Annotated in this window: 18 protein-coding genes and 1 riboswitch; of the genes, 13 read left to right on the top strand and 5 right to left on the bottom strand. The window is 42.2% G+C overall.

Going from position 1 to position 19,715, the window contains the following annotated elements:
• The first annotated feature begins 340 nt into the window (after window positions 1-340).
• From NSQ25_RS15420 to NSQ25_RS15390, 7 genes are all read left to right on the top strand, one after another.
• Window positions 341-2,440, top strand: coding sequence for a heavy metal translocating P-type ATPase (locus NSQ25_RS15420; RefSeq protein WP_326135804.1), 2,100 nt, complete (start codon window positions 341-343; stop codon window positions 2,438-2,440).
• A gap of 141 nt (window positions 2,441-2,581) precedes the next feature.
• Entirely contained in the window at window positions 2,582-3,268 is a 687-nt protein-coding gene (locus tag NSQ25_RS15415) for a DsbA family protein (protein ID WP_034280910.1), read from the top strand.
• Window positions 3,265-3,678 (top strand): disulfide oxidoreductase, encoded by a 414-nt coding sequence (locus NSQ25_RS15410; protein ID WP_024423464.1) that lies wholly within the window; start codon window positions 3,265-3,267, stop codon window positions 3,676-3,678. Before NSQ25_RS15415 ends, NSQ25_RS15410 begins: the two co-directional genes overlap by 4 nt.
• A 149-nt stretch (window positions 3,679-3,827) precedes the next feature.
• The gene (locus NSQ25_RS15405; RefSeq protein ID WP_024423463.1) at window positions 3,828-4,439 is read left to right on the top strand and encodes a trimeric intracellular cation channel family protein; all 612 of its coding nucleotides are present in this window, start codon (window positions 3,828-3,830) and stop codon (window positions 4,437-4,439) included.
• Window positions 4,440-4,747: 308 nt separating this feature from the next.
• On the top strand, window positions 4,748-6,763 hold the full coding sequence (locus NSQ25_RS15400) for a Na+/H+ antiporter (RefSeq protein WP_041115673.1): 2,016 nt from the start codon (window positions 4,748-4,750) through the stop codon (window positions 6,761-6,763).
• A gap of 62 nt (window positions 6,764-6,825) precedes the next feature.
• Window positions 6,826-7,695, top strand: a complete 870-nt coding sequence (locus NSQ25_RS15395; protein WP_326135802.1) for an ROK family protein — start codon at window positions 6,826-6,828, stop codon at window positions 7,693-7,695.
• A 69-nt stretch (window positions 7,696-7,764) separates the two neighbouring features.
• Window positions 7,765-8,610: an aldo/keto reductase gene (locus NSQ25_RS15390; RefSeq protein WP_039181397.1), complete on the top strand. Its 846-nt coding sequence runs from the start codon at window positions 7,765-7,767 to the stop codon at window positions 8,608-8,610.
• Window positions 8,611-8,649: 39 nt separating this feature from the next.
• Here the strand turns inward: NSQ25_RS15390 and modB are convergent, their stop codons facing one another.
• The 4 genes from modB to NSQ25_RS15370 form a co-directional block, all read right to left on the bottom strand.
• Window positions 8,650-9,315 (bottom strand): molybdate ABC transporter permease subunit, encoded by a 666-nt coding sequence (modB, locus tag NSQ25_RS15385; RefSeq protein WP_326135801.1) that lies wholly within the window; start codon window positions 9,313-9,315, stop codon window positions 8,650-8,652.
• A complete protein-coding gene (gene modA / locus NSQ25_RS15380) occupies window positions 9,315-10,094 on the bottom strand; it encodes a molybdate ABC transporter substrate-binding protein (RefSeq protein WP_326135800.1) in 780 nt (259 codons plus the stop codon). The genes modB and modA overlap by 1 nt, the downstream gene beginning before the upstream one ends.
• A 115-nt stretch (window positions 10,095-10,209) precedes the next feature.
• The gene (locus NSQ25_RS15375; RefSeq protein WP_061110085.1) at window positions 10,210-12,060 is read right to left on the bottom strand and encodes an LTA synthase family protein; all 1,851 of its coding nucleotides are present in this window, start codon (window positions 12,058-12,060) and stop codon (window positions 10,210-10,212) included.
• Window positions 12,061-12,183: 123 nt separating this feature from the next.
• Window positions 12,184-12,669: a metal-dependent hydrolase gene (locus NSQ25_RS15370; RefSeq protein ID WP_034280902.1), complete on the bottom strand. Its 486-nt coding sequence runs from the start codon at window positions 12,667-12,669 to the stop codon at window positions 12,184-12,186.
• A gap of 171 nt (window positions 12,670-12,840) precedes the next feature.
• Between NSQ25_RS15370 and NSQ25_RS15365 the strand changes: the two genes are divergently transcribed.
• The 3 genes from NSQ25_RS15365 to NSQ25_RS15355 all read left to right on the top strand — a co-directional run bounded on the left by NSQ25_RS15365 (window position 12,841) and on the right by NSQ25_RS15355 (window position 15,393).
• Complete coding sequence (locus NSQ25_RS15365; RefSeq protein WP_034280901.1) at window positions 12,841-13,269, top strand: MarR family transcriptional regulator; 429 nt, start codon at window positions 12,841-12,843, stop codon at window positions 13,267-13,269.
• Between the two features lie 81 nt (window positions 13,270-13,350).
• On the top strand, window positions 13,351-13,494 hold the full coding sequence (sspJ, locus tag NSQ25_RS15360; RefSeq protein WP_034280900.1) for a small acid-soluble spore protein SspJ: 144 nt from the start codon (window positions 13,351-13,353) through the stop codon (window positions 13,492-13,494).
• A gap of 121 nt (window positions 13,495-13,615) precedes the next feature.
• Window positions 13,616-13,794: riboswitch (Lysine riboswitch) on the top strand.
• A 192-nt stretch (window positions 13,795-13,986) separates the two neighbouring features.
• Window positions 13,987-15,393 (top strand): amino acid permease, encoded by a 1,407-nt coding sequence (locus tag NSQ25_RS15355; protein WP_326135784.1) that lies wholly within the window; start codon window positions 13,987-13,989, stop codon window positions 15,391-15,393.
• 40 nt (window positions 15,394-15,433) lie between these two features.
• On the opposite strand, the gene NSQ25_RS15350 is transcribed toward NSQ25_RS15355, so the two are convergent.
• Entirely contained in the window at window positions 15,434-16,372 is a 939-nt protein-coding gene (locus NSQ25_RS15350) for an iron-hydroxamate ABC transporter substrate-binding protein (RefSeq protein ID WP_326135783.1), read from the bottom strand.
• Between the two features lie 259 nt (window positions 16,373-16,631).
• Here NSQ25_RS15350 and NSQ25_RS15345 point away from each other — a divergent pair, with 259 nt between their 5' ends.
• From NSQ25_RS15345 to NSQ25_RS15335, 3 genes are read left to right on the top strand one after another with little or no spacing between them, the layout of a single operon-like run.
• Window positions 16,632-17,684 carry an iron ABC transporter permease gene (locus NSQ25_RS15345; RefSeq protein ID WP_065215170.1) on the top strand — a complete coding sequence of 351 codons (1,053 nt, stop codon included), beginning with the start codon at window positions 16,632-16,634 and terminating at the stop codon, window positions 17,682-17,684.
• Window positions 17,685-18,707, top strand: coding sequence for an iron ABC transporter permease (locus NSQ25_RS15340; protein WP_034280896.1), 1,023 nt, complete (start codon window positions 17,685-17,687; stop codon window positions 18,705-18,707).
• 20 nt (window positions 18,708-18,727) lie between these two features.
• Window positions 18,728-19,543, top strand: coding sequence for an ABC transporter ATP-binding protein (locus NSQ25_RS15335; RefSeq protein ID WP_024423449.1), 816 nt, complete (start codon window positions 18,728-18,730; stop codon window positions 19,541-19,543).
• Window positions 19,544-19,715 lie beyond the last annotated feature (172 nt).

Raw genomic sequence — 19,715 nt, 5'->3', positions numbered from 1 at the left:
GGATGAAATGATTCACTAACGCTAATTTGTTTCCTTAGGGAAACTTTTATTTTATTCTAAGCTTATGTCCTTCTTTTGTAAAGAGAAAAACTGCAAATGATCGTTTTTATGTTATGCGGGGAGCGGGGGACATGAGCTTGGTTTATTGAAAATCCGTGTGACAGAATTGGACACAAAAAACCAATGATTTCTTCAGAAATGATTGACAGAAGACAAGAACTCCTCATATAATAAAGGTAATCTAATATATGAATATATGCTCATATATAAAGTTTTTGATTTTTAATAGGTTTCATCGATCCAGGGAACGTTACTTATCATATAGAAAAAAGGTGAGAACATGAAAAAAATGAAGGATGAATACGTATTAAGCGGTCTTGATTGTGGAAACTGTGCACGTAAAATTGAAACAGGTGTCAGCAAAATGGATGGCGTTGAAGCCTGTTCCGTTAATTTTGCGACAGGGACATTGACTGTCACACATGCAGATAAGCAAGAAACGATGTCAAAGCGTATTGAAAAAACGGTTCAGTCCATCGAACCTCATGTGAGTGTATCACCAAAAGAAGAGGGACATCACCACGATCATGATCATGGGACAAAGAATTTAAAAGCGATTGTGCTGAAATTAATTGGCGGTGCAGTTATTGGAACAGCAGCTTATTTTATACCAGAAGATGGCTTACTGAAATTTATCATGTTTTTCGCAGCGTATTTACTAGTCGGCGGTGATGTGGTTTTTAAAGCGCTGAAAAATATCGTGCGCGGTCAATTATTTGATGAGAACTTCTTAATGACCACTGCAACAGCTGGCGCTTTTGTGATTCAGCAATATCCAGAGGCACTGGCAGTGATGCTGTTTTACCAAATTGGAGAGCTATTCCAAGGGGCAGCAGTGAATCGTTCAAGACGATCCATTAGTGAATTAATGAATATTCGCCCTGAATATGCAAATCTCAAAGTAGGAAATGAAACAAAAAAAGTGAAGCCGGAAGAAGTAAAAGTCGGTGACCGTATCGTCGTAAAACCGGGCGAAAAAGTTCCACTTGATGGTCTTGTCATTGAAGGATTTTCACTTGTGGATACCTCTGCATTAACAGGTGAGTCTGTGCCGCGGGATGTAGAAGCAGGGAAAGAAGTTCTTGCAGGATTTGTGAATCAAAACGGTATTCTTGAAATTGAAGTGCAAAAAGGGCTAAGTGAATCGGCCGTGACGAAAATTTTAGATTTGGTTGAAAATGCGAGCAGCCGAAAAGCACAGACAGAAAACTTTATCACAAAGTTTGCAAAATACTATACACCGGCTGTCGTTGTATTAGCATTGCTGCTTGCCTTTGTGCCGCCGCTTCTCATTCCATCAGCACAATTGTCTGACTGGGTTTACCGGGCACTCGTTTTCCTAGTGATTTCTTGTCCTTGTGCGCTTGTCGTGTCCATCCCATTAGGGTTCTTCGGGGGAATTGGGGCAGCTTCTAAACGAGGCATCTTAGTAAAGGGCAGTAACTATTTAGAAGCACTAAACTCTGTGAGTTATGCTGTATTTGATAAGACGGGCACACTCACAAAAGGGAACTTTACGGTGACCAATATCGTGACAACGAACGACAAGTGGTCAGAAGAGGAGCTGCTTTCTTTTGCAGCTTTAGCAGAAGCTCACTCATCACATCCGATTGCTGAATCGATTAAAGCGGCATATGGTTCGCCGCTTGATGAAAGCCAGATCGAAGCCTATGAGGATATTGCGGGACATGGAATTAAAGCGACCATCAGTGGTTCACAAGTGTTAGCGGGTAATCATCGCTTGATGGAACGAGAAGGCATTTCGTATGAAAAAGAAAAACGAAGCGGAACAGTTGTGTACATGGCCATTAACGGTGAGTTTGCCGGATCGATCTTGATTGCAGATGAATTAAAGGATGATGCAATTGAAGCGGTCTCAGCTCTAAAAGCATCTGGCATTCAAACAGTCATGCTGACTGGTGATGCCAAGCAAGTTGGAACAGCGGTCGCCCAGCAAATTGGCATTGATGAAGTACATGCCGAATTATTACCGCAGGATAAAGTAATGAAATTAGAAGAAATTGATCAGAAAAAAGCGCCTCAAGAAAAATTATTATTTGTTGGGGACGGCATTAATGATACACCGGTATTAGCAAGAGCAGACATAGGAATTGCGATGGGCGGACTTGGTTCAGATGCAGCGGTAGAAGCGGCTGATATCGTCATTATGACAGACCAGCCGTCAAAAGTAGCAGAAGCCATCGCTGTCGCTAAACGAACAAGAAGAATTGTATGGCAGAACATTGCATTTGCTCTTGGAGTTAAAGGGGTTTTCCTATTACTCGGAGCATTTGGTATTGCGACCATGTGGGAAGCCGTCTTCTCGGATGTCGGTGTGACTGTACTCGCTGTTTTAAATGCCATGAGGGTAATGAAATAAAATTGTTAGGAAAAATTCATGAATACCATCTTTCATAATGAATCCCCTCTTGTTAAAATAGAAGAAGTTGGATAATGGCATTATTCTAAGCTATTATCCTTTTTCTTTTGAAGGAATGAAAAAGATAAGGTAGGTGCTTATGTGAGTAAAAAAAATAATCAATCATCATCCATTAAATTTGCTGTCATTTTAACCATTATCGCAGCTCTTCTCATCGGATTATTCGTCGTCATTGGAAACAACAACAGCAAAGAAGCACAAACGGTTGACAGTAAGCCTTCTATTAAAGGACAGCCTGTCATGGGAGATAAAAACGCAGCCGTACAAATTGTCGAGTTTGGGGATTATAAATGTCCATCATGTAAATCATTTGAAACAGACATTTTCCCAAAGCTGAAAGCGGACTACATAGATAAAGGCGATGTATCATTTTCGTTTATTAACTTGCCACTTCCTGTTCATGGAGATGGCGCAGTGCTGGCAGCACTAGCTTCTGAAGAAGTGTGGAAAGAAGATCCGAAAAACTTTTGGGCATTTCATGAAGCTGTCTATCAAGCACAGCCAGATAGTGAAGCAGAATGGGTCACGCCTGCTAAGCTGACAGAGCTAGCGAAAAAGACAACAAAAATAGACACGGACAAGCTTAAAGATCATCTATCAAAGAAAACATATCAGCCGCAGCTGAACACAGACGATCAGCTTGTGAACCAATATAAAGTGAATGCAACACCAACTCTTTTCATTAACAATAAACAAGTCGAAAACTTTTATGACTATGATGAAATCAAAGAATTAATTGATCAAGAGCTCAAAGGGAAAAAATCATGAAGAATAAACTTGTTTACTTATACAGTGCTTGGATCGTTTCTATCGTTGCGACGATGAGCAGCCTGTATTTAAGTGAAGTAAAGAAGTTTATCCCATGTGATATGTGCTGGTTTCAGCGCATTTTCATGTACCCGCTCGTGCTTTTACTTGGAATTGCGACATTCAGAGGCGATGTGAAAGTGAAATATTACGTTCTGCCTCTGGCTGTGATTGGCGCTTGTTTTTCTATCTATCATTATATGGAACAAAAGATACCTGGCTTTGCATCGATCCGCCCTTGCCTGAGCGGTATTCCTTGTTCTGTTGATTATTTGAACTGGTTTGGTTTTATCACCATTCCACTGCTAGCCCTTATTGCATTTATTCTCATCATCATTAGTATGCTGCTGTTAAATGCAAAAGAAGATTGAAAGAGATAGCCTGCTTATAAGCGGGCTATTTTTTATTTTTGCAAAAAGATAAAATTTAAAGAAAATTTGTATTGCTTTTCACCTGTGTCAGATATACATTAAGGGAGTAGTGTTAGATGATCAGATAAAGGTAAGGAGATAAGCGGAAAATGGCATGGGAAGTCTTAAGTATCATTGGCATTGTCGCATTCGCTATTAGTGGTGCGATTGTGGCAATGGAGGAAGAGTACGATATTCTTGGTGTGTACATTTTAGGGATTGTGACAGCATTTGGCGGTGGAGCGATTCGGAATCTATTAATTGGTCTTCCGGTGTCTGCTTTATGGTCACAGGGCAAAATGTTTACGATTGCCCTTGTATCCATTACGATTGTGTTTCTTTTTCCAAAGCTTTTGCTCAAGCACTGGAGCACATGGGGAAATTTCTCGGATGCGATCGGTTTAGCAGCGTTTGCGATTCAAGGCGCATTATTTGCTGTGCAAAGAGAACTCCCGCTCAGTGCAGTCATTGTGGCAGCCATATTGACTGGAAGCGGCGGCGGAATTGTGCGTGATTTATTAGCAGGGCGAAAGCCGCTTGTGCTAAAAGCAGAGATTTACGCCGTATGGGCAGCCCTTGGCGGCTTATTCGTTGGACTCGGCTTAGCGCAAGGAGAGCTTGCTTTATATTTGCTGTTTGTCATCCTCGTCGTATGCAGGGTTTGTTCCTACTTATTCAAATGGCGCCTTCCCGCCAGGTCTTATTTTTTAAATAAAGGGTAAAACGAAAAAGGGCGATTCCGCTCTTTTTTTGTGTTTAATAAGAGCTGAATATCAGCAGATGATGGAGTTTTCGTGTAAAATAAAAGCAGGGTCTTTTGTTCATCATTTGAACAATACATATGATGAAAATTTTGTCAGCAGGCTGAATATCTGGATTCAGCCTTTTTTTGCCTAGATGGATTGTTATGTGTTGGTTTCACTTTTTGCGGAATACTAAAGAAGCACTTCTGAGCGGACGGATGTAATGAACACATCTTTGCATGTAAGCAAAACTTGACGAAAAATATACATAGGAGGGACATGTACTAGTGGAGATTTTTTTGGCAGTGCTCGTACTACTGGCACTCATTGCAGCATCTAATATTATCAATCGTTTTGTCCCCTTTATTCCCGTTCCGTTAATTCAAGTGGGCTTAGGAATATTGGTGGCAGCTTTTCCTTCAGGTTTACATATTTCTTTAAATCCTGAACTCTTCTTCGTTCTATTTATTGCGCCGCTGTTATTTAATGACGGGAAGCGTACCCCAAGGGACGAGCTATGGAAATTAAGAGCACCGATTCTTCTTTTAGCGCTTGGTTTAGTGTTTGCAACCGTCATTGTAGCGGGATATACCATTCATTGGATGATTCCAAGCATACCGCTTCCAGCCGCATTTGCGCTTGCAGCAATTTTATCACCGACAGATGTGGTGGCAGTAAGTGCTTTATCCAGCCGTGTGAATATGCCAAAGGGCATCATGAGACTGCTGGAAGGCGAAGGGCTGATGAACGATGCATCAGGACTTGTCGCCTTTAAATTTGCCATTGCTGCAACGGTGACGGGAGCTTTTTCAATTGCTCAGGCATCCTTTAGTTTTGTACTGATTGCAGCAGGCGGGTTATTGACTGGATTTATTCTATCCTTTTTTATCATTCGTTTTCGCTATTTCCTCCGCCGTTTAGGAATGGACGATGTCACAATGCATATCATCCTGCAAATCCTTACACCATTTGTGATTTATTTAGCAGCGGAAGAAATCGGTGTATCCGGCATTTTAGCTGTTGTGGCTGGCGGTGTGACACATGCCATTGAGCAGGACCGAATGGAAGCGAATTTAGCCAAGCTGCAAATTGCTTCTTCAAACACCTGGAATATTATTTTATTTATTTTAAACGGCCTTGTTTTCGTCATACTTGGACTGCAGATTCCGGATGTTTCCACAGTTATTTTCCAGGATGAAGCCTTTAACAACATGCAGGTGATTGGCTACATCTTAATTATTACACTATGTCTCATGGTGCTGCGGTTCTTATGGGTATGGCTGTTCTGGGCAGGAAAATGGAGTGCAACGAAAAAGCAAAATGTGAAAAAGCCGAAGCTTCGCGCCTCGATGCTCATGACATTCTCTGGTGTCCGCGGGGCTGTGACATTGGCCGGTGCCTTCTCTATTCCATTTACGCTTGCGGACGGATCACCATTTCCAGAGCGGCACTTGATTATTTTCCTCGCAGCTGGTGTGATTTTATGTACGCTCATTTTAGCCAGTGTGTTACTGCCTCTTTTATCAGAGAAAAAAGACAAGCAAGTCGACGTGGACTTGGATACAAAGATTCAGCATGCAAAACGAAAGCTGCTGAGAAGTGCCATTAAAACCTTAAAAGAAGGAATGAATGAGGACAACAGGGAAGTATCCCTTGCACTCATCAATGATTACCGAATGAAGCTGAGAAATATCCAGCGTGAACCATACCAATTTGGGATGAGAAGACAAGAGCGGAAAATCAGACTGCACGGTATCAAAGCAGAACAGATGAAACTTCAACAATTAATTGAGGAAGAGAAAATTGACAAGGAAGAAGCCTATGAGCTGCAAGAAAGATTTCATGAGCTGGAAATGCTGTATTCAAACTCCTTCAAAATTCGCTTTTCAAAGGTGAAGTTTCTGCGCTTGCTTCAATGGCTGCAATTATGGCGGCCGAATCAGCACATTTCAAGCGGCATTTTAGAAAACGAGGAATCGTACAAACAAATCCGTAAGAAAACCGCTGAAGCTGCAGTAGATTCGATCAAACATCATATGACAGATGAAAACCAACAAACGTGCCACCAAGTCATTGGTTTTTACAATCAAGTGATTTTCCGCTGTGAACACGGTCCAAGCTTCTTCCAGCAAAAAGACCGTTCATTTGACCGGAAGAAAAAAGAGCTGAACTTCCAAGCTGTACAGACGATTCGAAATGAAATTCAAACCTTATATGAAGACGGTGAGATCAATCGTGATATTGCCCATCATTTAAGGGAGTATATCAATGACATGGAAGCTGTTCTGCTCACCAATACGTGATGTTGTCATCTTCTCCCCCATGTTTTATGATGAAGAAAGAGAACAAGCAGGGGGGATCAATGATGGCGTATTATGGAGCAATTGAAGCTGGGGGTACAAAATTTTGTTGTGCAATCGGCAATGAGCATGGAGACATCTTAGAGGAAATGACGATTCCGACAGAGCACCCGGAGAAAACAATACAAAAGCTCATTCCATTTTTTGAGCAGCATGACATTGCAGCATTAGGGGTTGGCTCCTTTGGACCCATTTGTGTTCAAAAGGATGATCCTTTATACGGTTATATCATGAACACGCCAAAAGTGGAGTGGAAGCATTATCCGTTCATTCCTGAGCTTGAGAAGCAATTAGGTGTCCCAGTATCTTTTACAACCGATGTCAATGCTGCAGCACTAGGTGAATTAACAAAAGGGGCAGCCAAAGGGCTAAGCAGCTGTTTGTATATCACGGTCGGTACAGGCATTGGTGCGGGAGCCGTTGTGAAAAATGAGCTTCTACACGGCCATTCACATCCTGAGATGGGACATATCCTAATCAGACCGGATGAATCGGATTCGTTTGCAGGTATCTGTCCGGCACATGGAAATTGTTTAGAAGGACTGGCAGCTGGACCAGCGATTGAGAAAAGGTGGGGGAAACCTGCCAAAGAGCTTACGAAGGAAGAAGCGGTTTGGTCACTTGAGGCGGATTATTTAGCGCAGGCGCTTATGCAGTACTCGCTCATTTTAAGCCCAGAGCGCATCATCATGGGCGGAGGCGTCATGAAGCAAAAGCAGCTATTCCCACTAATTCGTGAGAAGCTGGCTGCTTATGTCAATGATTATGTGGACCTGCCGCCGCTTGATACATACATTGTCTCCCCTGGACTTGAGGACAAGGCTGGCATGACAGGTGCGCTGCTCTTAGCCATCGAAGCGAAGAGAAACGCCTGATAATAGAGTTTTGAAGTACAACATGAGATAATGAAAGAGATGGAATCTATAAAAAAGGTGGTTGTTAAAATGGTCAAAAGCTTGAATGATACCGTAACATTGAATAACGGAGTCGAAATGCCTTGGTTTGGTTTAGGTGTATTCAAAGTGGAGGACGGCAATCAAGTGGTAGATGCCGTAAAAGCAGCCATACGAAACGGATATCGCAGCATTGATACGGCAGCTGTTTATAAAAATGAGACAGGCGTAGGAAAAGCGATTAAAGAGTCTGGCGTGAAACGAGAAGACTTATTTATCACATCTAAAGTATGGAACACAGATCAAGGCTATGACAAAGCGCTTGAAGCGTTTGACGCAAGCTTAAACCGATTAGGTCTTGATTACTTAGACCTCTATTTGATTCATTGGCCTGGACCAAATGCAGATACATTTAAAGACACATGGCGCGCACTTGAGAAGCTTTATAAAGACGGGAAAGTCAGAGCCATTGGAGTCAGCAATTTCTACATTCAGCATTTAGAAGAGCTGTTAAAAGATGCTGAGGTTGTTCCAGCTGTGAACCAAGTTGAATTTCATCCGAAACTGACACTTGTTGAACTGCGTCAATATGCAAAGGAAAAAGGCATTCAAATTGAGGCATGGTCTCCGCTGATGCAAGGGAAGCTATTAGATCATGACGTATTGAAAGACATTGCTGCACGCTACAACAAGTCTGTTGCTCAAGTCATCTTGCGCTGGGATCTGCAAAGCGGTGTTGTGACAATTCCTAAATCAATCAATGAAGAACGCATTAAACAAAATGCAGACATCTTTGACTTCGAGCTTTCCAAAGAAGACATGGAAAAAATCGATGCATTAAACAATAACGAACGCGTCGGCTCAAATCCAGAGACAATGACGGTTGGGTTTGAATAAATAATAAAATCCTCTTTCTTATATGAGAAAGAGGATTTTTTACGTACTGCTTCGGCGCACAGCCAAGAGCATGATAAAAGATAAGATCACAATACAAATCGTCCAGGCCCAAGCGAGCTCCATTCGTCCAGAATCAATCGCCACATAGATAGCGGTTGGGAGAGTTTGCGTTTTTCCTGGGATGTTGCCGGCAAACATTAAGGTCGCCCCAAATTCTCCAAGGGCTCTGGCAAAGCTGAGGACGCTGCCTGACAAGAGGGAAGGCAGGGCAAGTGGTACTGTAATATAGGCAAAGACTTGGAATGAATGAGCACCATCTACTTTTGCAGCCCCTTCAATATCTGACTCAATCGTAGAAAATCCAGCTTTTGCTGATTGATACATAAGCGGGAATGCCACAACCGTTGATGCAATTACCGCCGCCCACCATGTGAAAATGACCGGCTGGTGAAAGATCCATTCAATCGCGTCCCCGATCATGCTATGCCTTCCGAATATGACGAGCAATAAGAACCCTACAACCGTTGGCGGGAGGACAAGCGGCATCATCAAGAGTGTTTCTACGATCATTTTCCCTTTAAATGATGTTCGCGCCATCCAATAGCCAATCATTGTACCAAAAACAGTTGCCAGCAGCCCGCTCACAACGGCAACTTGCACGGACAGCCAGATGGGAGATAGAAATTCTTCAGTCAGCATGGGCATTATGTCACTTGAAAACCGTACTTTTTAAAAATGGATTTGGCTGCTTTTGATTGTAGAAATTGAAAAAAGGACTTGGTTTCCTCTAAATGTTCTGTCCCTTTTACGATCCCTACTGGGTAAATGATCGGGGAATGCATGTCCTGATTGGCTTCAGCCGCAATCTTTACTTTTTTGGAAACGAGGGCATCTGTCTTATACACAACACCTGCTTCCACATTTCCTGTTTCTACGTAGCTTAAAACCTGCCGTACATCCTTGCCGTACACAGTATTCTTTTTCACTTGATCCCAGATGTTCAGTTTTGTAAAAATCTCTTTGCCGTATGTACCAGCAGGAACGGATTCAGGGGTGCCAAGAGCAACCTTTCCTTTTATGTGCTCGACATCTTGAAAGCTTTTAATAGAGGAAGAGTGATCTTTTGGCACAATGAGTACAAGCTCATTTTGGATGGCATCCTTAATAAAATGTTGATCGATGTCTCCAGATTTCACAAGCTCATCAAAGGGCGCTTCAGCTGCTGAGAAAAAGAGATCCGCCTTTGCCCCTTGTGCAATTTGCTGCTTCAATGCGCCGGATGACCCGAAATTATTTGTTAATGTCACATTCGGATGCTCATCGTTAAAGGCAGATTCAATTTCTTTAAGTGCATCCTGAAGACTTGCCGCAGCTGAAATGACAAGCTCTGTTTTTTTGGTTGTTGTATCCGATGACTTCATCTCTGTTTGACACCCGCTCAGGAGCAAACAGATGGCGATGAAGGCGAAGAACGTATACTTCATGTTCACACCTCTTATTATTCAATATCATCTGTATCCTTTATTATAAGCAAACTTATTTGACCATTCATAGGCTTTCAGTAAAAAGAGAAAAGAAAAAGCCGCCAGAAGGCGGCTTTTATTGCTGATAAAAACGGAGCAAATTCCCATTGATCACTTTGTCTGATAAGGAAAGCTCTTTATTGGCTTTTTCGATATAAGGCTGACACACCTCATCCTGTTCAACAGGTTCTTTTGTTTTTTGATCATAGCAGGTGTTCTTTGTATAGAGATAATCATCTGTAATAAAGTTCCCGTTTCTCAAAACAGCAAAAGGCGTCCGTTCGTTTGAAAATAAATCATTGCCAAATTGAATGGCATCCTTCGTTTCAATACCGAGTAAGTGCAGGAGTGTCGGCTTCACGTCGATTTGCCCAGCTGTTTCAGAGATTGTCTGCGGTGCTTGATCTGTGACTCCCGGAATGTAAATCAAAAAGGGAACCCGCTGCAATTTCACAGCATCATACGGTGTAATCTCATCTTTTTTGAGCAGCTCTGCCATTGCCTGATGATGTGCCTCGGAGATGCCATAGTGATCTCCCATGAGAACAAACATTGTATTGTCATACAGTCCTTCTTCTTTCATACGGTCAAAAAAGTTCTTAATGGCTTCATCCTGATAGCGGACGGTCGTCACATAGCGGTTTAAAATGGCGCTGGACGAATCATATTCATCGATCAATTGATCCTTTGGATCAATTTCAAATGGAAAGTGATTGGTCAAGGTAATGAACGTGCTGTAATAAGGCGCCTTCAACTTTTTTAAATAATCAATGGATTGGTCAAAGAAGTCGATATCCTTTAAGCCCCAGCCAGTTGAATTCTGTTCATTGACCTGATACGAATCGACATCATAAAAGCGGTCAATCCCAAACGCTTCATACATCACATCACGATTCCAAAACGTTTTATTATTCGCATGAAATTGGACGGATTGATAGTTCTCTTTTTTCAACTGCTTGTATAACGTGTCGTATTCGTTGTCACTAGCTGTGAAAAAGACAGCGCCGCTGCTAGATGGATAGAGGGAATTTGCGACAATAAACTCTGAATCCGACGTCTTCCCTTGCTCAGTCTGCTGATAAAATTCATCAAAATAAAAACTCTTTTTAGCGAGTTGATTTAAAAAGGGGGTGATGTATTGTCCATTCACCTTTTGATCAACGACAAATTGCTGGGTTGATTCGAGTGAAATGAACACAACGTTCTTGCCTTTAGCAAGTCCAAAATACTCTTCGTTTGGTGCACTGTAATCAGCTTTTGTGTAGTTTGCTACGGTTGAAAGTGTATCTTCATCTGCAAAGGCTTTTTGTCCAATACGCGCTGTTTGGGCAGCGCCGTCATACAGGTGGAACTGGAACAGCCCAAGGTTTCGAACAATCACTTCTCGATCATAAGAGCTTGTCAGAAAGCGAGGGTGATCCAGCATGGCTGAACTGACATGAAACAATAGAAAGCTGCAGCACACGGCATAATATGTTTTGATCGTCTTGAAGGAGGCTTTTGGCGCTAAAGGTTTGCGCTTTAACAGCCAAGCCAGCACCACGAAATCAATGAGCATCAGCAAGAACAGCGGGTGGAATAATTCTGTCATACTGCTGCCCATATCTCCCATGTTTTTCGCTTGGAATAATACAGGGATCGTAATGAAATCAATATAAAATCCATAAAAAATCGTATTCGATATGAGAATCGCCGTCAAAATCAAATTTGCGGTCAATAAAAAAAACTTTTGCTTCGTTTCATTTAAAAAAAGAGCAATCCCAAACAAAGGGAGCAAAAAGCTAAGTGGATTGATCAAAAGCAGCCATTCATGAAACAGATTGGCTGTTCGTATGTGAAATCCGAATTGATAAATGATGTATGTTTTCATCCACATGAAGAGGATGGAGTACACTAAAAACCAGTGATCTTTGAAAAACGCTTTCATTTATGTAGCTCCTCACCATTCTGTATTCAGCTGCAAGGCAAAAACACTTATCTTAAACCTACTAAAAAAATGAGGAATGATCAATTCATATCCTGTGTTTTTTGGAAATCTCTTTTTGATTCATTAGAATGGGATGGATATGCCGCAGATGACAGCGATGTAATAGCAGGTAACGACGGTAAGAGCAGCCAGTACGACTTGTTCTCCTGCGCTGCCTGTTTTGACATAGAAGGGAAGACGCACTTTAATAGAAGCTGGAAATAAAAATTTAATCCCGTTCACTGTTCCTGCATCCAGGATGAGATGGCTTGCCATCCCGACTAGTAAACCGATACTTAGGCTGTCATTTGGAATGTATGTTGTCGCTAGAAAATAAATGATCAGCAAAAATAATAAACTGTGTGTAAACGTGCGATGACCGAACACACTGCTGATCAGTGCCGAGAGCAGCGGGAATTTTCTGCCGATCTTACTTTTTGTATGGCAAAGGTCAGGGATCAGGGCACCTGCTGATCCAGCGGCAGCCATTATCACTGGGTCGAATCCATAATAGTAGGCAACGGCAGTGGAGGCGGCAATTCCGCCCATGATGTGTGTTTTTCCTGTCATGATGCGTACTCCTGTTCTATCTTAGTTCAAGTACTCACTATATCAAGGGTGGATTCATTCAGCAAGGCTTATTTTCTAAAGAAAAAGAGGCCAAAAGGGTTGGCTGAATGGAAAAACATTCTATAATAAGGGGGAAGTCATGTTGATACTAACGATAAGGATGCGATTCGGATGGGTAATGCAGACATTTTAAAAGAAATTGTTCTTGTACATTATGAAGTCAGCCGTAAATTAAACCGCAAGTTACTTGAGTTAGAGAAAGACATCACGCCTCCGCAGATATATGCTCTTTCTATTTTGATACAAGGAAAAGTATCACATGCTGAAGAGCTGAAGCAAAGACTCTCCTTAAACCCTGGTGCAGCCTCTATTGCGCTCAATAAATTATGTGAGCAGGGTTATATTCAGAGAGAACGGGACAAGGACGATTCATCACTTGTTCGTTTAGAAGTCACGGAAAAAGGGATGGCGATTTATGAAAAGCATACACGTCTTTTCGGAAAAGTGATTCAGCATATGATGTCAGACTTCACAAAGGAAGATTTAAAAACCTTTCTGTCGTACTTGCAAAAAATGAGACAGACCTTTCATGATGATTGAGCCTCTTCCCTTGAATAAGTCTGAGCGCTGTAGCACAAATTAAACAGGCAATCGCATTTTATGAAAAGGGAGGAAACAGCGATGTCATTTTTCCAAAAGGATAAAAAGGCGAAAAGTGAGAAAGACCATCAGCAGGTAGATCAGCTGTTAGAGGAAGCAAGTAAAGAGCTAGCAGGCGACCCGCTTCAGGAAGCTGTACAAAAGAAGAAAAACAACCAACAATAAGCAGGTAAAGGGCAGAGAAACACTTCTCTGCCTTTTTTCTATGTTTTTCCCTTTGACAGATGTGAGAATGTTTGATAACCTTCGTGTAGTAAAAATGAATAGAAATCCTCACGCTATGTCTCAGTGAGGTAGAGGTTGCGCGGATGATGAGTCACTCATAGGAGAGATGGAATCGTAGATCATGAGAAAAAAGGCATCAGCGCCGAAGTGTAAAGAGAGCTCCAACTTTCTTTATGCTGGGTCTGCATTGAATAAATGCAGGACTGCCACGTCTTTAAAGCGTGGAGGGCTATCCGGAGATCAAGGTGTATGTTTTGAAAAGCATGGACTTTTGTTCAGGCTTTTTTTTATGTTCTGAGTAACAAAAATAAGGGTATGCTGTTAAAAAGGTAATCCATGATGAACATAAAGAATGCAAGTCATTGCTTCACAAATATATCAATGAAGATACTGCCGGGTCTGGTCCAAAGTGAATAAAACGGAGGTACGGAAATGGAACAGACAAAAAAATGGGGTTTTTGGTTATTGACGGCCTTTGTCGTCGGAAATATGGTAGGTTCAGGCATCTTTATGCTGCCAAGTACGCTTGCCCAGCACGCCAGTCCTTTAGGTGTGACGATGGCATGGCTTGTCACAGGCGGCGGTGTGCTGATGATTGCGCTTGTATTAGGGCATTTGTCCATTCATAAGCCGCAGCTGACGGCTGGACCACAAAGTTATGCAAGGGCGCTTTTTAAAGATCCGAAAAAAGGGAAAGCGGCCGGTTTTACAATGGTTTGGGGATATTGGGTGGCAAGCTGGATTAGTAATGTCGCGATTATTACGAGCCTTGCTGGTTATTTAACGACTTTTTTCCCTATTCTCACCGTGAAGACTGAGGTTTTTACCTTTGGAAAAGAAGCGGTCACACTTGGCCAGCTCATGACGTTTATCGTATGTACTCTTCTTCTATGGGGAACACATACCATTTTAATCACAAGCTTAAGTGCTGCGAGTAAATTGAATTTTATTACGACCTTTTCGAAGGTGCTTGGATTTGTCCTTTTTATTGTTGCGGGATTATTTGCTTTTCAAACGGCATTATTTGAACATTATTACTTCCCGGTTGAAACAGGCGGGGAAGGAGTGCTCGGACTTGGAGGCCAAATTCATCATGCGGCTATTTCCACACTTTGGGCATTTATTGGGATTGAATCAGCTGTCATTTTATCAGGAAGAGCATCCTCACAGCGTGATGTGAAACGTGCGACGATTACAGGTCTTTTAATCGCACTTTCGATCTACATGATTATCACATTGATTACAATGGGCGTTCTGCCGCATGATCAACTGCAAGGCTCTGACAAACCATTCGTGGATGTGCTTCAGCTTATTATTGGGCCGGCTGGCGGAATTGTCATGGCACTGTTGGCGATTATTTGTTTGTTTGGTTCGATGCTTGGCTGGATTTTACTTGGTTCAGAAGTACCGTATCAAGCAGCAAAGGCTGGTGATTTTCCAGCAGTATTTGCAAAAACAAACAAAAAAGGAAGCCCTGCTTTCGCTTTGACTGTTACAAATATTATGTCACAGCTGTTTATCTTCTCTGTGATGTCACGTACGATTAATGAAGCTTTTACCTTTTTAACCACATCAGCGACACTTGCGTATCTTATTCCGTATATTGTGTCTTCCATCTACAGCTTTAAGGTCATCATGCAAGGTGACACATATGAGCTTCAAAAAGGAAATCGAACAAGAGACGGCATCATTGCACTTGTTGCGATGGGGTATTCGGCTTGGGTCATTATTTCAGGAACAGCCGACTTGAAAACTTTTGGTCTTGGAATCGGTCTATTCTTAGTGGGTATTTTGCTTTATCCATTCATGTCAAAAGGATTTGCCAAAGAAACGGTATAAGATAAGGAAGACGTTTCTCCAGAGATGGAGAAACGTTTTTTTATGATGCAGATGTCAATCGGTCCACAATGAACTCTAGCTGACCTTCTAGTGACACTGGGTCATTAAAGAAGTAACCGACGGGATCTATTTCAAATACACGTTTATTTTTGACGGCAGGAAGTGATGTCCAAATGCTGCTTTGATAGACTTGGTCACCATTACTTTTTGAGCCGCTCCATGGACCTGTGAAAATATAGTCGCCTGCGAATTCTGGCAGCTTCTCAAGAGAAATGTTTGCATAGCCGACACCGCTGTCGATCGCTTCTTTTTTGACGACTTTCGGTGCTTTTAATTTCAGCTCGTCATAAATGATTTCTCCCCCGCGGCCAAAGGTGTTTCCAAAGATATAAATACCTTTATCAAATGGCGATACGATCGAAACCGTTTTGCTGCCGACAGCTTTTGTTACCTTTGGTTTCACCTCAGCAATTTTAGTATCCCATTTCGTGATCCATTCTGTTGCTTTTTTTGGTGTACCTGTCATTTTACCGAATTCTTTTAGCTGGTCTTTGAAGGAATATTGGTTGTATTTAACCGCTACAGTTGGGGCGATTTTTTTGTATTGATCAAACTTCTCGTCTTCTCCCCATGCAATAATCATATCTGGCTTCAAAGCGGCTACCTTTTCGACTGATGGGGTCCTTCCGAGATTCTTCACTCCATCTGTTTTCCCTTTATAAAAAGGGTTTTTAAAGATGGGTGATGTCGTAGCAACCGGCGTCTTGCCGAGTGTGACGAGGTCCCCGTAATAGCTTTCTGCAAGAAGCACTATTCGCTTCGGATTTTTCGGAAGCTTCACTTCTCCTTTGGCATCCTGATATGTGATCATGTCTTTCTTTTTCGTTGCAGATTGTTTATTTGAAGTGCTGCCGCAAGCGGCTGTAAAGATCATAAGGATGGATAAAGAAATCAAAAGAAATCCAGTTCGTTTTTTCACAAAAATTCTCTCCTATTCACTTTTACTTGATAATGATTCTCATTTTCAATTTTATCGTACCATGATAGGAATAAAAATGCATCGGCTAATTTAGAACCAAAAGAAAAATGATGAAATTCTCACAGTTTTTTGCGGAAAATAAAGAAATTTATCAGAACAGTGATTTCAAAAAGAAAAGAAAGTGATATACTAGACTTCGAGATTGATAATCATTATCACTAATAGAGAATAGACATGAACGGAAAGGAAGAGACTGGTTTTGGGCTCACAATCGAATAAACAGCTGCCAGCCAGAGATGATACGATCGATATTGTCACGAAGCCTTTTGGAACAGCAGCTGTTATCATCATAGGAATGATCGCTTTAGCATTTGGTCTTTTTTTATCAGTATCATTAGGAGCGGCAAACATTCATCTACAGACTGTATGGGAAGCCGTTTTTCATTTTGATCCACATCAAACTTCACATCAAATCATTCGGGAATTGAGGCTGCCGCGTACAGTTGGAGCTGCTCTCGTCGGTGCCTTTTTAGCCGTATCAGGTGCCATTATGCAAGGAATGACGAGAAATGCGCTTGCGTCACCTGAGATTATGGGTGTGACAAATGGTTCCGCATTTGCGATTGCCATTGCACTAGCATTTTTCCCTGGCCAATCTTCTTTTACATTAATTCTTTGGTCATTTGTTGGAGCCGCACTCGGTGCCTCTATTGTATTTGGTGTTGGTACTATGTCAAAAGGGGGGCTGACTCCTGTAAAGCTCGCACTAGCTGGTACAGCGGTTGGAGCACTTTTGAGCTCCATCTCCTCAGCCATTGCCATCCGTTTTGACGTCGCTCAAGATATGAGCTTTTGGTATGCTGGCGGAGTGGCAGGTGTGAATTGGAGTAACATTCATATCATCATTCCAGTTGCCATTGCAGGACTAATCATTGCAATGATCCTTGCCCGTTCGATCACGGTTTTAAGCTTAGGTGAAGAACTGGCGAAAGGGCTTGGACAGTATACGAAAACGGTCAAGGTGCTTGGTATAGTGGTTGTTATTCTTTTAACGGGTGCTGCCGTGTCGGTAGCAGGCTCTATTGGTTTTATTGGGCTTGTGATCCCTCATGTCACTCGGTTCTTGGTCGGAGTGGACTATCGCTGGATTATCCCATGCTCCGCTATCTTAGGGGCCACATTGTTAATTTATGCAGACATTGCTGCAAGGCTGGTCAATGCTCCGTTTGAAACGCCAGTCGGTGCCATTACGGCGATTATAGGCGTTCCTTTCTTCTTATACTTAGCTAGACGTGAAAGGAGCGGGATTTAAATGGAAATGGTGCAGCAAGCAAAGAAAAAGAAATATCAACGAACGATGCTCATGATTTTTTTCGCGATCGTAGCTGTGTTTCTCATTAGTTTAAATACCGGAGAAATTCGGATCTCTCCGATGGATACATTGAAAACACTTTTTGGATTCGGAAGTGAAATGGATGAACTCGTATTATTCGAGTTCAGGCTTCCAAGAATGGTCATCGCTTTACTTGTCGGCGCTTCTATCGCTGTATCAGGAGCGATTTGGCAAGGTGTTTCTCAAAATGGTTTAGCTGACCCAGGTATTCTTGGTGTCAATGCCGGTGCAGGCTTTGCCGTTGTGCTATTTATCTTTGCATTTCAAGGCACGATGACAAATTTAGGTGATCTTACGATTTTTATACTGCCGCTTTTCGCGTTCGTAGGTGCAGGCTTTGCTGCATTTCTCATCTATGTGTTAGCGTGGAAAAAAGGCATCACACCTGTTCGATTGATTTTAACTGGTATTGGTGTGAATGCTGCGTTTTCAGCAGCAATTGTGGTCATCCAGTTGAAAATGAGCCCAAATGATTTTAACCAAGCTATCGTGTGGTTATCTGGAAGCATTTATGGCTCGAGCTGGACGTATGTCCTATCTGTTCTGCCATGGATGCTGATTTTCCTTATATTAGCGCTTGTCAGATCACGCTACTTAAACATTATGAATTTAGGTGATCAGCTGTCGTATGGATTGGGCATTTCTGTTCATAAAGAAAGAAGTCTTCTCATGCTGATTGCCGTTGCATTAGCAGGTGCGAGTGTTGCTGTTGCAGGAAGTATCTCTTTCCTAGGATTAGCCGCACCGCACTTGGCTAGAAAGCTTGTTGGGCCAAAGCATCAAGGAATGATACCGGCCTCCGCGCTGATTGGCGCGCTGTTATTATTACTGGCAGATACAATTGGCCGCGTCATCCTTGCACCATCAGAAGTGCCAGTTGGCCTTGTCGTTTCTGCTTTAGGCGCACCTTACTTCATTTACTTATTGATGAAATCGAACTAATGAGGAAGGAGAGACAACATATGAAATCGCTCGAAACAGAAAAGCTTTGTATCGGTTATCAAGACCGTTTGATTGTAGAAGATTTGAATGTCAGCATCCCAAAAGGCAAGGTGACAACACTGATTGGACCGAATGGCTGCGGGAAATCAACCATTTTAAAAACGATGTCTCGTATTATGAAATCCAATCGAGGAGCTGTTTACTTAAATGGCAAGGCTATCCATGAGACGCCGACAAAAGAAATTTCAAAACAAATGGCGATCTTACCGCAAACGCCCGAAGCACCAAGTGGATTGACAGTGTATGAGCTCGTGTCATATGGACGTTTCCCGCATCAAAATGGGTTTGGCCGCTTATCAAATGAAGATAAACGAATCATTAGGTGGGCACTTGAGGAAACGGGAATGATTGCTTTTCATGATCGGCCAATTGAAGCACTTTCCGGCGGACAGCGTCAGCGTGTATGGATTGCGATGGCACTTGCCCAGGAAACAGAGCTGCTCCTATTAGATGAACCTACGACGTATTTGGATCTTGCACATCAGCTCGAGATTCTTCAGCTGTTAGAACGCTTAAATAGAGAGCAGGGCCGAACTGTGTTGATGGTCATCCATGATTTGAATCATGCGGCGCGTTTTTCACATTACATGATTGCCCTCAATCAAGGGAAAGTCATAAAAGATGGTACGCCTCATGAGGTCATGACCAAAGATGTACTCAGTCGGGTATTCCATATTGATGCAGAAATTGTGCTTGATCCTAGAACGAATAAGCCGATCTGTTTAACCTATGACTTAATGAATCATGAACGAAAGCTAGAAGCTGTGAATGGATAATAGATGTAAAGGAACCCGGTGCAGCTGCCGGGTTTTTTTGCATGTTTGAAACTTCCTCGTGCTGCCATTTTCTCCAGTTGATATTTTTTCGCTTTTATGCGGAAAAGAGGTACTTTTTTACTTTAGACAATGGTAATATACGGTTAGAGATCATAGCTAGAAAGGAAAGAGA

Origin of the sequence: Bacillus sp. FSL R5-0512, assembly GCF_038593295.1 — a bacterium.
Classification (GTDB): Bacteria; Bacillota; Bacilli; order Bacillales; family Bacillaceae; genus Bacillus; species Bacillus safensis.
Note: the sequence above shows the minus strand (reverse complement) of the source record. Positions and strands in the feature narration are given on the sequence as shown.

What these genes read in the sequence shown, in the direction of transcription:
- NSQ25_RS15420 (WP_326135804.1), top strand. Translation starts at nt 341, where the DNA reads ATGAAAAAAATGAAGGATGAATACGTATTAAGCGGTCTTGATTGTGGA.
- NSQ25_RS15410 (WP_024423464.1), top strand. Translation starts at nt 3,265, where the DNA reads ATGAAGAATAAACTTGTTTACTTATACAGTGCTTGGATCGTTTCTATC.
- NSQ25_RS15405 (WP_024423463.1), top strand. Translation starts at nt 3,828, where the DNA reads ATGGCATGGGAAGTCTTAAGTATCATTGGCATTGTCGCATTCGCTATT.
- NSQ25_RS15395 (WP_326135802.1), top strand. Translation starts at nt 6,826, where the DNA reads ATGGCGTATTATGGAGCAATTGAAGCTGGGGGTACAAAATTTTGTTGT.
- NSQ25_RS15390 (WP_039181397.1), top strand. Translation starts at nt 7,765, where the DNA reads ATGGTCAAAAGCTTGAATGATACCGTAACATTGAATAACGGAGTCGAA.
- modB (WP_326135801.1), bottom strand. Translation starts at nt 9,315, where the DNA reads ATGCCCATGCTGACTGAAGAATTTCTATCTCCCATCTGGCTGTCCGTG.
- modA (WP_326135800.1), bottom strand. Translation starts at nt 10,094, where the DNA reads ATGAAGTATACGTTCTTCGCCTTCATCGCCATCTGTTTGCTCCTGAGC.
- NSQ25_RS15375 (WP_061110085.1), bottom strand. Translation starts at nt 12,060, where the DNA reads ATGAAAGCGTTTTTCAAAGATCACTGGTTTTTAGTGTACTCCATCCTC.
- NSQ25_RS15370 (WP_034280902.1), bottom strand. Translation starts at nt 12,669, where the DNA reads ATGACAGGAAAAACACACATCATGGGCGGAATTGCCGCCTCCACTGCC.
- NSQ25_RS15365 (WP_034280901.1), top strand. Translation starts at nt 12,841, where the DNA reads ATGGGTAATGCAGACATTTTAAAAGAAATTGTTCTTGTACATTATGAA.
- sspJ (WP_034280900.1), top strand. Translation starts at nt 13,351, where the DNA reads ATGTCATTTTTCCAAAAGGATAAAAAGGCGAAAAGTGAGAAAGACCAT.
- NSQ25_RS15355 (WP_326135784.1), top strand. Translation starts at nt 13,987, where the DNA reads ATGGAACAGACAAAAAAATGGGGTTTTTGGTTATTGACGGCCTTTGTC.
- NSQ25_RS15340 (WP_034280896.1), top strand. Translation starts at nt 17,685, where the DNA reads ATGGAAATGGTGCAGCAAGCAAAGAAAAAGAAATATCAACGAACGATG.
- NSQ25_RS15335 (WP_024423449.1), top strand. Translation starts at nt 18,728, where the DNA reads ATGAAATCGCTCGAAACAGAAAAGCTTTGTATCGGTTATCAAGACCGT.